The following is a 15,166-nucleotide window of genomic DNA, read 5'->3' as shown; positions in this document are numbered from 1 at the left end:
AACTACGAAGGCGATTCGTCGTGGCGACACCCACTCCCACGCGCCGTGCTTGGCGCGCACTTCTCGGCCTGCTCGCGGTTACCGCGGTGCTCTTCGGCGCGAACGCGCTGGGGGTGCACGTCTTTAAAGAGGGGACCTGGGTCCCCGAGCTCGCGCTCGACCTCCAGGGCGGCACGCAGATCATCATGCAGGCCGACACCGACGGCGAGACGCCGTCGGCGGAGCAGATGCAGCAGGCGGTCGAGATCATCCGGCAGCGCGTCGACGCCTCGGGCGTGGCCGAGGCCCAGGTGACCACGCAGGGAGCGGACAACATCGTCGTCCAGATCCCCGGCAACGCCTCGGAGGAGACGCGCGAGCGGATCGAGGCGAGCGCGCAGATGCAGCTGCGCCCCGTCCTCTACGCGGCCGACCCCGCCACGTCGTTCGTGGGAGAGGACGGCGAGTCGACGCCGTACCCGACGCCCGATCCCTCGCTCAACGCGACGCCGACCGTCGAGCCGACCACCGCGAGCGACACCGCCTGGGTGACGGACGCGCTGTGGGCCGAGATGCTCGCCTACGACTGCACGAGCGAGGACAACGATCCCGCGCACGCGCCGGCGGACGAGCCGCTCATCACCTGCGACACGGCGGGTGCCGCGAAGTACATCCTCGGGCCCGTCGAGCTCGACGGGAGCGCGATCGACGACGCGCAGCCCGCGCTCACGCAGAACGGCGTCTGGGCCGTCCAGATCGACTTCGACTCCGAGGGCACGAGCGTCTTCGGCGACATCAGCCAGCGGCTGTACAACCTCCAGAGCCCGCAGAACCAGTTCGCGTTCGTGCTGGACGGCGCGGTCATCTCCGCGCCCTCCATGGACGCGGTCATCACCAACGGCCAGCCACAGATCTCGGGAACCGGCATCACCGAGGACTCCGCCAAGGTCCTCGCCGACCAGCTCCGCTTCGGCGCGCTCCCCATGAGCTTCGAGGTCGTCTCCAGCGACACGATCTCCGCGACGCTCGGTTCGCAGCAGCTCCAGATTGGCCTGATCGCCGGCCTCATCGGGCTCGCGCTGGTCGCACTGTGGGTCGTGCTGGTCAGCTACCGCGCGCTCGGGTTCGTGATCATCGCCTCGCTCGTGGTGATGGCCGTGCTCACCTACGTGCTCCTGTGCATCCTGTCGTGGCGCATCGACTACCGGCTCTCGCTGGCCGGCGTCGCCGGACTCATCGTGACGATCGGATTCACGGCCGACTCCTTCATCGTCTATTTCGAGCGGATCCGCGACGAGCTTCGGGACGGCAAGACCGCGACCGCGGCCGTCGAGGACGGCTGGCTCCGCGCCCGCCGCACGATCTTCATCTCGAAGTCGATCAACGTGCTCGCCGCCGTCGTGCTGTACATCCTCGCCGACGCGACCGTGAAGGGCTTCGCGTTCACGCTGGGCCTCACGACGCTCCTCGACATCTTCATCTTCATCGCGTTCACGCATCCCGTGATGCAGCTCCTCGTGCGCACCCCGTTCTTCGGCGGCGGGCACCCACTCTCGGGCCTCGACCCCGCGGCGCTCGGCGCCGTGTACCGGGGGCGCGCGCGGTTCCGCACGGCCCCCGCCACGCCGCGCTCGCAGCGCTCGCGCGGCGAGGCGGCGAAACGGCAGACGATCGCCGAGCGCAAACTGGCGGAACAGCTCCGGGCGCAAGATACGACAACCCCGAGCGGGGAGGGTGAGAAGTAATGCGCTCCATGAATGAGCTCGGCAACGACCTCTACACCGGCAAGACGTCGATCCCGTTCGTGGGGCGGCGCCGGCTCTGGTTCCTCATCGCGATCGTCCTGGTCGTCATCTCCGCGATCGCGCCGTTTGCGCGCGGCGTCGAGTTCTCGATCGAGTTCACGGGCGGATCCCAATTCACGATCTCCGCGCCGGAGACGATCGAACAGTCGATCGCCACGGAGACGGTCGAGGAGTTCGCGCCGGGCGCCGAGTCCAGCGTGACCGTCGTCGGGGACGCCGACGTGCGCGTGCAGACCTCGTCGCTCGGGAATGACGAGACGCGCGAGCTCGCCGCCGCGCTCGCCGACGCCTACGGCGTGCCGGCCGACCAAGTCACCGACTCGTTTATCGGCCCGACGTGGGGCGCGCAGGTCACGAACCAGTCGCTCTGGGGCCTCGCGATCTTCCTCGCCCTGACGTTCCTCATCCTCGCGATCTACTTCCGCACGTGGAAGATGTCGGTCGCGGCCATCGTCGGCCTGGTCGACGTGCTCGTCGTCACGATCGGGATCTACTCGCTCGCGGGCTTCCAGATCTCGCCATCGGCCGTCATCGGATTCCTCACGATCCTCGCGTACTCGCTCTACGACACCACCGTCGTGTTCGACAAGATCCGCGAGAACACGCAGGACGAGATGGGCGGGCGTACCTTCGGCGACTCCGTGAACCTGGCGGTCAACCAGACCCTGATCCGCTCGATAAACACCTCCGTCGTCGCGGCGCTCCCCGTGGCCGCGATCCTGTTCATCGGCGTGTTCGGCATGGGGGCCGAAACCCTCAGCGACATCTCGCTGTCGATCTTCGTCGGAATCGTCGTCGCGACGTACTCGACGCTGTTCGTCGCGGCGCCGCTGTACTCGTGGCTGCGCGAGCGCGAGCCGGAGATCGCCCAGCGCGACCGCCGGATCCGCGAGCAGTCCGACGTCGCGGACGCCTAGGATAGGCGCATGACGGAGGCATTCGGGCCCGGACGGGCGGTACGACGTGGCTGACACGCTCTCGACCCCGCCGTCCGGCCCGAGCCTCCGCTGGCTCGTGCCGCGCATCTTCACGCGGGCGAAGCCGCAGGCCGGCGTTCAGCGCCTCGTCGACACGGTCCGTCAGAACCACCCGCGCGGCGACCTGCAGATCGTTCACAAGGCGTACCGCGTCGCCGAGGAAAAGCACCGCGGCCAGAAGCGGCAGAGCGGTGAGCCTTACATCACGCACCCGCTCGCGGTCGCGCAGATCCTCGCCGAGCTCGGCCTCGGCCCCCGCGCCATCGCGGCCGCGCTGCTCCACGACACGGTCGAGGACACGGGCTACCCGCTCGACGAGCTCACGGCCGAGTTCGGCGACGAGGTCGCGCTCCTCGTGGACGGCGTCACCAAGCTCGACAAGGTGAAGTACGGCGAGAGCGCGCAGGCCGAGACGGTGCGCAAGATGATCGTCGCGATGTCGAAGGACGTCCGAGTCCTCGTCATCAAGCTGGCCGACCGCCTCCACAACGCCCGCACGTGGGGCTTCGTCCCGCCCGAGAAGGCGAAGAAGAAGGCGACGGAGACCCTCGAGATCTACGCGCCGCTCGCGCATCGCCTCGGTATTGCCGCGATCAAGAGCGAGCTCGAGGACCTCTCGTTCGCCGTGCTGTACCCCAAGATCTACAACGAGATCGACAGCCTCGTGAAGCAGCGCACCCCGCAGCGCGAGCAGTACGTGCAGAAGGTCATCGATGAGGTCGGGCGCGACCTCGCCGAACTGCGGATCCGGGGAACGGTGTCGGGCCGCCCCAAGCAGCTGTACTCCGTGTATCAGAAGATGGTCGTCCGCGGCCGCGAGTTCGACGACATCTACGACCTCATCGGGATCCGCACGATCGTGCAGACGGTGCGCGACTGCTACGCCGTCCTTGGGGCGATCCACGCCCGCTGGACGCCGCTACCCGGGCGCTTCAAGGACTACATCGCGACGCCGAAGTTCAACCTCTATCGGTCCCTCCACACGACCGTGATCGGACCGGGCGGCCGCACGGTCGAGATCCAGATCCGCACGCAGGAGATGCACCAGCAGGCCGAGTACGGCGTCGCGGCGCACTGGATGTACAAGGAGCGCATGCAGGCGGCGGGCGGGAAGCCCGACGAGCGCGCCTCCGGCCAGGACATGGCGTGGATCGCCCGGCTCAGCGACTGGCAGGCCGAGACGAAGGATCCGGGGGAGTTCCTCGACTCTCTCCGATTCGAGATCGGCGCCAAGGAGGTGTACGTCTTCACCCCCAAGGGCCGCGTGATCGGGCTTCCGACGGGGGCGTCGCCCGTGGACTTCGCGTTCGCGGTGCACACCGAGATCGGCTATCGCACGATGGGCGCGAAGGTCAACGGCCGCCTCGTCCCGCTCGAGACCGAGCTGCAGTCCGGCGATGTCGTCGAGGTCTTCACGTCGAAGAATCCCGACGCGGGCCCGAGCCAGGACTGGCTCGGGTTCGTCAAGAGCACCCGCGCGCGCAATAAGATCCGCGCGTGGTTCACCAAGGAGCGCCGCGAGGAGGCGATCGAGCAGGGCAAGGAGGGCATCGCGCGCGCGATGCGCCGCCACAACCTCTCCTTCGCCCGCCTCAAGGAGGCGCTGCCCGAGGTCGCGGCCGACATGCACTACGACGACATCTCGGCGCTCTACGCCGCGGTCGGGGAGGGGCATGTCTCCACGCAGTCCGTGCTCGAGAAGGTGCAGGCCGCCCTCAGCGATGCCGAGCCGGCGTCGGGCGCCCTGGACCTGCCGCCGACCGCGAGCCAGCGCCCGCGCGCGGGCGACTCCGGGGTGCTCGTGCGCGGGGCCTCCGACATCCTCGTGAAGCTCGCGAAGTGCTGCACACCGGTGCCCGGCGACGAGATCGTCGGCTTCGTCACGCGGGGGAGCGGCGTCTCCGTCCACCGCGCGGACTGCACGAACGTCCGCGCGCTGGGCGACGAACCGGACCGCATGATCGACGTCGAATGGGCGCCGTCGACGAAGGCCGTCTTCCTCGTCCACATCCAGGTCGAGGCGCTCGACCGCGGCGGCCTCCTGAGCGACATCACGCGGGTGCTCAGCGAGCACCACGTGAACATCCTCTCGGCGTCCGTGCAGACGACGAGGAACCGCCTCGCTCTCAGCCGGTACGTGTTCGAGATGGGGGACACGGTGCACCTCGACCGGGTGCTGAACGCCGTGCGCCGGATCGAGGGCGTCTACGACGTCTACCGCGTCACCTCCTCCTGAGCGCCCGCTCGATGTCGCCGCGCAGCCGCGCGGTGAACCGGAGGCCGCGCTTGTCGGCCAGCCACGCGAGCGTCTCCCGGGCCCCCTCGGCGCGATCCGCGCACGCGTCGAGGGCCGTGCGCGCCTCGCGGTCGGACGGATCCCCGTAGGCGCGGCGCGCAAGGTCGTACCAGGTGCGGGGAAAGGACGACACGGCGATCCCTCCGAGGCGCACGACGTCCCCCGCGGGGAGCGGCCACTCGTGGATGACCAGGTCGCCGCGCCACGTGCGCCGCGGCGTACGCCCCTCGAGCGCCTGCGCGTGATGGCGCGGGGGTTCGCCGGGCAGGAGCCCGTGGATCCAGGCCGCCGTCACGCCCACGGCCACGCAGCCCGGCGGCAACCAGCCGTCGAGGGCGCTCGCGCGCACCGCCGGAGAAGCCGGAACCCCGCGTGGCGCGTACGCGTCACGGGCGACCGGGACGAGGTCGCCGTCCAGTCGGCAGGCGCTGATCTCGGCGACCGAGAGCGCCAGGCCGGGGCGGAATGCGAGAGGGGGCACGCCACGATTGTGTCGTGACGCGCCCCCTCGTGGGAATGCCTGTGGAGAACCGGTCAGCCGCCGATGGCGCGCAGCCAGGCGGTGCGCGCGTCGATGGCCTCCTGCGCCTCCGCCGCGGCCTTCTCGTCGCCCGCGGCGCGTGCCGCATCGCGCTCGGCCTCGAACTCGGCGAGCGACTCGCGCAGCTGCGCACCCATGTCGTTGGCGCGGGCCTTCGTCTCGGGGTTGTTGCGCTTCCAGTCCACGTCCTCGCGGTCCTTGAGTGCGAGCTCGATGCGGCGCATGCGGCCATCCAGGTCGCGCTCCGTGTCGCGCGGGAAGATGCGCCCGACCTCGTCCCAGCGGCGCTGGATCGACGTCAGGGTGGCGCGTGCCTGCTTCAGGTCGGCGATGTCGGCCACGGCCTTCGCCTCCTCCAGCAGCGCCTCGCGCTCGGCGATCCGCGGCGCCGACTCCGCCTCTTCCTCGGCGCTGCGCGAAGCGCGCGCCTGGTAGAGCACGTCGCCCGCGGCCTTGAACCGCGCCCACAGCGCGTCGTCGGCCTTGCGGCCGGCGCGGCCGGCGTTCTTCCACTCGTCGAGGAGGGCACGGTAGGCGGGGATCCCGTCCTCGCCCTGCGACTGCAGCGCCTCGGCGCGCTCGATGATGCGGGTCTTCTGCGTCTTCGCGGCCTTGTGGGCCTCGTCGAGGTCCGCGAAGAACGCGCGGCGCGAGCGCTCGACGCTGGAGCGCGCGTCGCGGAAGCGCTTCCAGAGCGCCTGCGCCGTCGACTTGGGCAGGCGGGGGCCGGTCTTCTGGTGCGCCTGCCACGCGGCGAACAGCTCGCCGAGCTCCGCGGTCGCCTGCTTCCACTGGATGGTCTGCGGGTCGCGCGCCGCGAGCGTCTCGACCTTCTCGACGATGACCGTGCGCTCGGCGATCGCCTCGTCGACGAGCGCGCGCTGGCGCGCCGCTTCCTCGGCGCTCGCCTCGGCAAGCTGGTCGATCATCGTCGTGAGGCGAGCCTCGAGGGCGGCAAGGTCACCCACGGCCGCCGCGCCGACGACATCGGCGCGCAGCTGCGTCGCCTGCTGGCGCAGGTCGGCCGCCGACGCGCCGCCGGCCTGGTGGCGCTGCTCGATGGCCGCCACCTTGAACGCGAGGTCCTCGAACTTGCGCACGTAGTACTGCAGCGCCTCGTCGTGGGTGCCGTCGGGGTACTCGCCGACGGGTCGCCAGGCCTCGCCCTCGCGCACCTCCACGACGCCGTTCTCGTCGACCCGACCCCACTCGCTGGCGTTCTGCGCCTCGGGGACGACCGCGGGCACGACGGCGGGCGCATCCTCGGCGGCGATGGGGCGTACGGCCGGCTTCGGCCGCTTCGCGAACGCCGCGGGGCTCGGGACGGGTCCCGGCGTGGGCGCGGCGGGAGTGCTGTCGTTTTCGGGGGTGTGGTCGGGCGTCGACACGGGAGGCTCCTTAGCGCGGTGTCCGCGGGAAGGGGGAAAGGGACGCGCCCAGCCTAGTACGCCGGACGGCGAGCGGAAGGCCCCGCGCGGATCCGTTCCGCACGCCCTCGCGCGCGCCGCGTAGGCTGGGGCGGATGAACTCCTCCGGCGCGCTCTTCCAGGGGCAGACCCCGCTCGCGGTGCGCATGCGCCCGAACGCGCTCTCGGAGGTCGCCGGGCAGCAGCACCTGCTCCGGCCGGGCTCGCCGATCGTGCAGCTTGCGGATCCCGACGCCACCCGCGCGGGCACCGTGTCGGTCATCCTGTGGGGGCCGCCGGGGACGGGCAAGACGACGCTCGCGCAGGCCATCGCCCGGTCGTCGGGCCGGCGGTTCGTCGAGCTCAGCGCGATCACCGCCGGCGTCAAGGACGTGCGCGAGGTGATGCAGCAGGCGCTCGACCAGCGCGACCTCTACGGGCAGACGACCATCCTGTTCCTCGACGAGATCCATCGCTTCACGAAGGCGCAGCAGGACGCGCTGCTGCCCGGCGTCGAGAACGGCTGGGTGATCCTCATCGCGGCCACGACGGAGAACCCGTCCTTCTCGGTTATCTCCCCGCTACTGTCGCGCTCGCTCATGCTCACGCTGCAGCCGCTCACGGACGCCGACCTCAGCCTGCTCATCGATCGCGCGGTGTCGGACGCGCGGGGCCTCGCGGGCGCCGTGCGGCTCGAGGACGACGCGCGCGCCGCCATCGTGCAGCTCTCCTCCGGCGACGCGCGCCGCGCGCTCACCGCGCTCGAGGCCGCGGCCGCCCTGGCCGCCACGGACGACGGCGACGAGGTCGTCGTCACGCCCGCTCACGTCGAGCAGGCGGTGGACCGGGCCCTCCTGCGGTACGACCGGCAGGGCGACCAGCACTACGACGTCATCAGCGCCTTCATCAAGTCGATCCGCGGGTCCGACCCGGACGCCGCCGTGCACTACCTCGCGCGGATGATCGAGGCGGGGGAGGATCCGCGATTCATCGCGCGCCGCCTCGTCGTGCACGCCGCCGAGGACATCGGAATGGCGGATCCGCGCGCGCTGCAGATCGCCGTCGCCGCCGCGGACACCGTGCAGCTCATCGGCATGCCCGAGGCGCGGATCCCCCTCGCCGAGGCGACGATCTACCTGGCCACGGCACCGAAGTCGCCGGCGGTCATTCGCGCGATCGACGCCGCGCTCGCGGACGTGCGCGCGGGGCGCATGGGCCCCGTTCCGATCCACCTCCGCGACGCGCACTACGCCGGCGCGAAGCGCCTCGGCCACGGCAAGGGGTACCGCTACCCGCACGACGACGAGCGGGGCGTGGTGACCCAGCAGTACCTCCCCGATGCGCTGCGGGGGACGCGGTACTACGCGCCCACGGCGCACGGGAACGAGCGCGCCGTCTCCGAGGCCATCGAGCGCCTGCGGCGGATCGTCGGCGACTGACGGACTCTGGTAGGATTGCGGGGCTCGAAGTCCGAGCACATCCCCTTCACATTTCCAGCGGGCAGTCCGGCGTACGCCCGCGCGCGGAAGAAGGCGGAATGTACGCCCGTGACGCCGCGATACCGCGGCACGTGAAAGGAACACCATGGTCACCAAGGCACAGGACCGCCGTAAGGTCCGCCTGTCCCGCGCGCTCGGCGTGGCGCTGACGCCCAAGGCGGCGCGCTACCTCGAGAAGCGTCCGTACGGCCCCGGCCAGCACGGTCGCACGAAGCGCAAGGCCGACAGCGACTACGCCGTCCGCCTCCGCGAGAAGCAGCGTCTGCGCGAGCAGTACGGCATCCGCGAGAAGCAGCTGCGCATCGCGTTCAACGAGGCCAACCGTACCGACGGCCTGACGGGTGAGAACCTCGTCGAGCTGCTCGAGATGCGTCTCGACGCGCTCGTGCTGCGCTCGGGCTTCGCCCGCACGACGGCGCAGGCGCGCCAGTTCGTCGTCCACCGCCACATCCTTGTCGACGGCAAGATCGTGGACCGCCCGTCCTTCCGCGTGAAGCCGGGCCAGACGATCGAGGTCAAGGCGAAGAGCGAGGGCATCGAGCCGTTCCAGGTGGCGGCCGCCGGCGGTCACGCCGAGGTCCTGCCCGCCGTTCCGGGCTACCTCGAGGTCCAGCTCGACAAGCTCCAGGCCAAGCTCGTCGCGCGCCCCAAGCGCGCCGAGGTGCCCGTCCAGTGTGACGTGCAGCTCGTCGTCGAGTACTACGCCGCTCGCTAATCGGCGCACCCGGGAGGGCGCCGCGGACCTCGCGTCCGCGGCGCCCTTCGCGTTCCCGCCGCACGGAGCACCTAGGATAAAAAGACCGCCCGCTCGCGACCTGATGGAGATGACATGAAGAACGTGCTGTGGTTCCTGCTCGGCATCGTGGGCGGCTTCGTCGCCGCGCACTTCATGAACAAGGACCCGCGCGGCAACGAGCTGCTTGCCTCGATCGACGCGCGCATCAGCGGCTTCACCGACACGCTGGCTCAGGCGTACCACGCGGAAGTCGCGCGCGAGTCCGCGCACTGACCCCTCCCGCTTTTTCGACCTCGCGCGCGCCGGCGGGCGCGCACACGCATCACCCAAGGAACAGCCTCCCCCATGAAGACCGCGGACATCGCGCAGCGCTACCTCGACTACTTCGCGAAGAACGACCACACGATCGTTCCTTCCGCATCTCTCGTCAGCGACGACCCGTCGATCCTGTTCACGATCGCCGGCATGGTGCCGTTCATCCCGCACTTCACGGGCGTCGTGCCGGCCCCGCACCCTCGGATCGCGGACGTGCAGAAGTGCATTCGCACGAACGACATCGAAGAGGTCGGCAAGACCGCGCGCCACGGCACGTTCTTCCAAATGATGGGGAACTGGTCGTTTGGGGACTATTTCAAGGAGGGCGCGATCACGCACGCCTGGGCGCTACTGACGACGCCCGAGAGCGAGGGCGGCCTCGGATTCTCGCCCGATGACCTCTGGGTCACGGTCTACGAGACGGACGACGAGGCGGCCGAAATCTGGCAGCGCGTCGCGGGCCTGCCCACCGAGCGGATCCAGCGGATGGGGCGCGAGGACAACTACTGGCACACAGGACAGCCGGGCCCCGGCGGCCCCTGCTCGGAGATCTACTACGACCGCGGTCCCGCCTACGGGCCCGATGGCGGCCCGGCGGTCGACGACTCCCGTTTTCTCGAGATCTGGAACCTCGTGTTCATGCAGGACCAGATCGACAACGTCCGGTCGAAGGTCGACTTCGACATCGTGGGGCAGCTGCCGAACAAGAACATCGACACCGGCATGGGGCTCGAGCGCGTGGCCTTCATCAAGCAGGGCGTCGAGAACATGTACGAGACCGATCAGGTCCGCCCCGTGCTCGATGCCGCCAGCCGGCTGAGCGGGCGCGCCTACGGCGAGGACCGCGAGGACGACGTCCGGTTCCGCATCGTGGCCGATCACGTGCGGTCCGCACTCATGCTCCTCAGTGACGGCGTGACGCCGTCGAACGAGGGACGCGGCTATATCCTGCGGCGCCTGATGCGGCGCGCGATCCGATCCATGCGCCTGCTCGGCGTGGAGGGCGCGACGTTCCCCGAGCTGTTCGTCGCCTCGCGCGACGTCATGAAGGACACCTACCCGGTGCTCGTGACCGATTGGGAGCGCATCTCCGCCTACGCTTTCGCCGAGGAGGAGACGTTCCTGCGGACGCTGTCGTCGGGATCCGCGATCCTGGACGAGGCCGTGGCCGAGGCGCGCCGCGAGGGGCGCGAGGCGCTCGAGGGGGACCGCGCGTTCCTGCTCCACGACACGTACGGCTTCCCCATCGACCTCACGCTCGAGATCGCCGAGGAGGCGGGTCTCGGCGTGGATCGCGCCGCCTTCGACACGCTGATGACTGCGCAGCGCCAGCGAGCCCGGGAGGACGCCCGCAGCCGCAAGAGCCGCATCGCCGACGTCGGCGTCTACAGCGAGTTCCGCGCGCTCGGCGAGACGGGCTTCACGGGCTACGACGACCTTGTCACGGAGTCGCGCGTCCTCGGCCTGCTCGTCGACGGCGCGCCGGCGCAGCGCGCGACCACCGGCCAGATCGCGGAGGTCATCCTCGCCGAGACCGCGCTCTACGCCGAATCCGGCGGCCAGGTCGCCGACAAGGGCACGATCGTCGGCAGCGGGTTCGAGCTGGACGTGCTCGACGTGCAGCGCCCCGTTCCCGGCCTCGTGAGCCACACGGTCGAGGTCACGACGGGCGAGGTGGGCGTCGGCGACGCGGCGACGTCTGTCGTCGACGAGGCCAACCGCCGCCGCGCGCAGCAGGCGCACTCCGCGACGCACCTCGTGCACGCCGCGCTGCGCGACACGCTCGGCTCGGGTGCGACGCAGGCGGGCTCGCTCAACCGCGCGGGCTACCTGCGATTCGACTTCACCTGGGGCCAGGCGCTGTCCGCCGAGACCCGCACCGAGATCGAGGAGATCGCGAACACGGCCGTGCGCGACGGGCTCGAGGTGACGACCCGCGTGATGTCTCTCGACGACGCGAAGGCCGCGGGGGCGATGGCGCTGTTCGGGGAGAAGTACGGCAGCCAGGTGCGGATGGTCGACATCGGCGGGCCGTGGTCGCGAGAGCTGTGTGGCGGCACGCACGTGAAGACCTCCTCGGAGATCGGCCTCATCTCGCTGATCGGCGAGTCGTCCGTCGGCGCGTCAAACCGCCGCGTCGAGGCGCTCGTGGGCCAGGACGCGTTCCGCGAGCTCACGGCCGAGCGCGCCCTCGTCAGCGAGCTGTCCGCGTCACTGAAGACGCCGCGCGACCAGCTCGCGCAGCGCGTCGCGGAGCTGTCGCAGAACCTCCGCGCTGCGGAGAAGCGGATCGCGCAGTTTGAGGCCCGGAAGCTTCAGGAGCGCGTGCCCGAGATCGCGGGGCGCGCGGGGACTGCCGGGCGCACGACCCTCGTCGCCGAGTCCGTGGGCTCCGTGGGATCCGCCGACGATGTCCGCTCGCTCGTCCAGCAGGTCCGCGAGCGGCTGGGCGCGAGCAGTGCCGTCGTCGCGCTCGCGGGCGTGGCCGGCGGTCGCCCCGTCATCGTCGTGGCCACGAACGAGGCGGCCCGCGCAGCCGGCGCGAAGGCCGGGGACCTTGTGCGTCTCGCATCGGCCGCGCTCGGCGGCGGCGGCGGCGGGAAGCCCGACCTCGCGCAGGGCGGCGGCACCGACGCGGCGGCGATCCCCGCGGCCCTCGACGCCGTACGCTCCGCGGTCGCGGGCCTCTGAGGCTCGTGAGCGCATTTCGGCGCGGCGTGCGCCTCGCGGTCGACGTGGGGCGCGCGCGAGTCGGCGTCGCGCGTTGCGACCCGGACGGCATGCTCGCGGTTCCCGTCGAGACGGTGGCGCGGGACGACCGTTCCGTCGCGCGGCTCGCGGAGCTTGCGGGGGAGCACGCCCCGATCGAGATCATGGTCGGGCTTCCGCTCAACATGCGCGGCGAGGACACGCCGTCGACCCAGGACGCGCGCGCGTTCGCGGCCGAACTCGGGGCGGCCCTGCCCGGCACGCCGATTCGCCTCGTCGACGAGCGGCTGAGCACGGTCAGCGCCCACACCGCGCTGCGCCAGGCCGGTCGCTCTCAGAAGAAGTCTCGTAGCATTGTCGACCAGGTTGCGGCGGTGGTCTTCCTCCAGCACGCGATCGACACCGAGAAGCGCCTGGGCACCGCGCCCGGCGAGGTACTTGCGCCCGGCGAGGAGTAGCAGGCCCGAATGAGCGAATCCGAACCCCGTCCCGACGCGCCCCTGACCCGGCGCGAACTGCGCGCGCGCCGGCTCCGCGAGTCCGGTGACGCCCCGCGCGGAGACACGGCGGCGCCCGGGGCCGGATCCGTGCCGGAGGTGCCGACGGCGGGGCCCGAGGCACCCGCGACCGGTCCCGGGGAGGCGCCCGGGCCGTTCGTCACGGCCGCGTTGAACGTCGAGGCGGCCAGGCGGCGCGTGCCCGCCTCGGATCCGCTGGGCCCCGCGAACCCGCAGCCCCGCCGCGACGCGTCCGCCCCGTCCGCGCCGAGCGACGATGCTTCTCGCCGCCCCGCGCCCGGCGCGCGGCCGGCGTCGGATGCGCCTGCGTCCGCCGCGGGGGCCCGGGAACCGGCCGCGGCGTCCGCCCCGGCGGCAGAGCCACACCCCGACCGGGCGCACGACGGCAACGCGCCCCACGAGGAGCACGACGGCATCGGATCGCTCTTCGGCCCGGAACACGACGCGGCGCGCGGGCGCGAGGCGAAGGGGCGTCGGCGCCGGCGCGGCGGCTGCCTCGTGGCGCTCGCGGTCATCCTCGGCCTCCTCGCGGCCGTCGTGGGCGGCGGGTGGTGGGCGCTGGCCACGTTCGCGGACAGCGAGATCGGCCAGCGCGTGCAGCAGGTGCTGGGGATCAACCAGGAGCCGACCGAGTACGAGTCGGGGATCGCCACCGGCAGCGCGGAGATCCAAATCGTCGCGGGCGACACCGGCTGGGAGGTCTCCCAGAAGCTCCACGAGGCGGGCGTGACGCTGACGGAGTCCGCGTTCTACGACATGCTCGTGGGCGCACAGCTCAACCCGGAATTCCAGCCCGGCGTGTACCAGCTGCAGCAACAGATGACGTCCGCCGCGGCGCTGACCGCCCTGGAGGATCCGGAGAACCGGATCGACAACGCCGTGCTCGTCACGGAGGGGTCTTTCGCGCGCGACGCGCTCGAGACAATCTCGGAGGTCATGGAGATCCCGCTCGAGGAGCTCCAGGCGGCCGCCGACGACTACACCGCGTTCGGCGTGCCCGCCGAAGCGCCGTCCATCGAGGGCTTCCTCTTCCCGGCGACGTACACCTTCGACCCCGACGCGACCGCCGAGGACGTTATTCAGACCCTCGTGGACGAGATGTTCGATCGGCTCGACGCGCTCGGCGTCGCGGAGGAGGACCGCCTCGAGGTGCTCACGATGGCCGCGCTCGTGCAGCGCGAGGCGGGCGGTGAGGACGACATGCCGAAGATCGCGCGCGTGTTCGTCAACCGGATCGACGAGGGCATGCTCCTGCAGTCGGACGCCACCGTGGCCTACGGGGCCGACAGCACGCACACCGTCTGGACCACGGACGAGCAGCGCGCCGACGCCTCGAACCCATACAACACCTACGTGCACGAGGGGCTGCCCGTCGGCCCCATCGGTCTGCCGGGCGAGGCGGCGATTCGGGCCGCCATCGAACCGGCCGACGGAAACTGGCTCTACTTCGTTCCGGTGAACCTCGAAACCGGCGAGACGGTGTTCTCGGCCACGCTCGAGGAGCACGAGGCCGCCACCGCCAGGCTCCGGGAGTGGTGCCAGGAGAGCGACGAGAACGCGGCCTACTGTGAGTGACGCCGCGCTCGAGGTGTGGGGGAGCCCCATCTCCCACAGCCGCTCGCCCGAGTTGCACGGCGCGGCCTACGCCGCGCTCGGCCTGGACTGGTCCTTCTCGCGCCGGGAGGTCACACAGGCTTCCTTCGCCGACGAGCTGCGCGGATCCGCCTGCCGCGGTCTCGCGCTGACCTACCCGCTCAAGGAAACCGCCTACGCGGCGGCCGGCTGGCGCGATCCACGCGCGCGGGCGACGGGGGTGGCGAACACCCTGCTCCTCACGGACGACGCGCCCCGCGCCTTTAACACGGACGTCGCCGGTCTCGCGGCCGCGATCCGCGAGACCGGCGCCGACGTGTCGGCCGTGCGCATCGTCGGAGCCGGCGCGACCGCGACGTCGGCGCTGGCGGCGGCGGAGGAACTGGGCGCCGAGCGCATCGAGATCGCGGCGCGCCGCGCCGAGCGGGCCCGGGCGGTCGTGGCGACGGCGCGGGGGCGGCACGCGCGAGCGGCGTCCCTCGCGGACGCGACCGCGCCCGTGACGCTGACGATCTCCACCCTGCCGGGCGGCACGGCCCTCCCGCCCGACGTCGCCGCGCGCCTCGCCGCCGCCGGCGGCACCCTCTACGACGTCGCCTACAGCCCCTGGCCGACGCCGCTCGCCGGCGGCGCCTGGGAGGCGACTCACCACGGCCTCGGGATGCTCCTGCACCAGGCCGTGGCGCAGGTGCGCGTCTTCGTGACGGGCGACCCCGATACCCCGCTTCCGGGCGAGCCGGGCGTCGTCGCCGCGATGCGTGCTGCGCTGGCGGGGTAGCGCCGGTTCGGCGC

General features: G+C 71.5%; 12 protein-coding genes. 10 read left to right on the top strand and 2 right to left on the bottom strand.

Translation table 11 applies throughout. The annotated features are described in order from the left end of the window. Positions 1-20: 20 nt before the first annotated feature. Genes secD through GJQ66_RS07405 form a run of 3 tightly spaced genes read left to right on the top strand, consistent with a single transcriptional unit; the run spans position 21 to position 4,997 of the window. The gene (secD, locus tag GJQ66_RS07415) at positions 21-1,724 is read left to right on the top strand and encodes a protein translocase subunit SecD (RefSeq protein WP_368732780.1); all 1,704 of its coding nucleotides are present in this window, start codon (positions 21-23) and stop codon (positions 1,722-1,724) included. Continuing rightward, positions 1,724-2,701, top strand: coding sequence for a protein translocase subunit SecF (gene secF / locus GJQ66_RS07410; RefSeq protein ID WP_155048705.1), 978 nt, complete (start codon positions 1,724-1,726; stop codon positions 2,699-2,701). The genes secD and secF overlap by 1 nt, the downstream gene beginning before the upstream one ends. A gap of 46 nt (positions 2,702-2,747) precedes the next feature. After that, positions 2,748-4,997, top strand: coding sequence for a bifunctional (p)ppGpp synthetase/guanosine-3',5'-bis(diphosphate) 3'-pyrophosphohydrolase (locus GJQ66_RS07405; protein ID WP_368732779.1), 2,250 nt, complete (start codon positions 2,748-2,750; stop codon positions 4,995-4,997). On the opposite strand, the gene GJQ66_RS07400 is transcribed toward GJQ66_RS07405, so the two are convergent. Together GJQ66_RS07400 and GJQ66_RS07395 are read right to left on the bottom strand one after the other, a co-directional pair. Next, entirely contained in the window at positions 4,984-5,538 is a 555-nt protein-coding gene (locus tag GJQ66_RS07400) for a hypothetical protein (protein ID WP_155048704.1), read from the bottom strand. The genes GJQ66_RS07405 and GJQ66_RS07400 overlap by 14 nt on opposite strands. A 53-nt stretch (positions 5,539-5,591) precedes the next feature. Further along, positions 5,592-6,986 carry a DUF349 domain-containing protein gene (locus tag GJQ66_RS07395; RefSeq protein ID WP_368732778.1) on the bottom strand — a complete coding sequence of 465 codons (1,395 nt, stop codon included), beginning with the start codon at positions 6,984-6,986 and terminating at the stop codon, positions 5,592-5,594. A gap of 134 nt (positions 6,987-7,120) precedes the next feature. On the opposite strand from GJQ66_RS07395, the gene GJQ66_RS07390 reads away from it, so the two are divergent. The 7 genes from GJQ66_RS07390 to GJQ66_RS07360 all read left to right on the top strand — a co-directional run bounded on the left by GJQ66_RS07390 (position 7,121) and on the right by GJQ66_RS07360 (position 15,152). After that, entirely contained in the window at positions 7,121-8,443 is a 1,323-nt protein-coding gene (locus GJQ66_RS07390; RefSeq protein WP_155048703.1) for a replication-associated recombination protein A, read from the top strand. A 145-nt stretch (positions 8,444-8,588) separates the two neighbouring features. Beyond that, positions 8,589-9,218: a 30S ribosomal protein S4 gene (rpsD, locus tag GJQ66_RS07385; protein ID WP_155048702.1), complete on the top strand. Its 630-nt coding sequence runs from the start codon at positions 8,589-8,591 to the stop codon at positions 9,216-9,218. 114 nt (positions 9,219-9,332) lie between these two features. Continuing rightward, a complete protein-coding gene (locus GJQ66_RS07380) occupies positions 9,333-9,512 on the top strand; it encodes a hypothetical protein (protein WP_155048701.1) in 180 nt (59 codons plus the stop codon). 72 nt (positions 9,513-9,584) lie between these two features. Then, entirely contained in the window at positions 9,585-12,245 is a 2,661-nt protein-coding gene (gene alaS / locus GJQ66_RS07375; protein WP_155048700.1) for an alanine--tRNA ligase, read from the top strand. Between the two features lie 5 nt (positions 12,246-12,250). Further along, positions 12,251-12,721 carry a Holliday junction resolvase RuvX gene (gene ruvX, locus GJQ66_RS07370; RefSeq protein WP_368732777.1) on the top strand — a complete coding sequence of 157 codons (471 nt, stop codon included), beginning with the start codon at positions 12,251-12,253 and terminating at the stop codon, positions 12,719-12,721. Between the two features lie 9 nt (positions 12,722-12,730). Then, the gene (mltG, locus tag GJQ66_RS07365; protein ID WP_155048698.1) at positions 12,731-14,356 is read left to right on the top strand and encodes an endolytic transglycosylase MltG; all 1,626 of its coding nucleotides are present in this window, start codon (positions 12,731-12,733) and stop codon (positions 14,354-14,356) included. Further along, the gene (locus tag GJQ66_RS07360) at positions 14,349-15,152 is read left to right on the top strand and encodes a shikimate dehydrogenase (protein WP_368732776.1); all 804 of its coding nucleotides are present in this window, start codon (positions 14,349-14,351) and stop codon (positions 15,150-15,152) included. Before mltG ends, GJQ66_RS07360 begins: the two co-directional genes overlap by 8 nt. Positions 15,153-15,166: the final 14 nt, after the last annotated feature.

Source organism: Microbacterium sp. ZXX196 (genome assembly GCF_009709595.1).
Lineage (GTDB): Bacteria > Actinomycetota > Actinomycetes > Actinomycetales > Microbacteriaceae > Microbacterium > Microbacterium excoecariae.
This window is presented reverse-complemented; position numbering and strand designations above follow the sequence as displayed.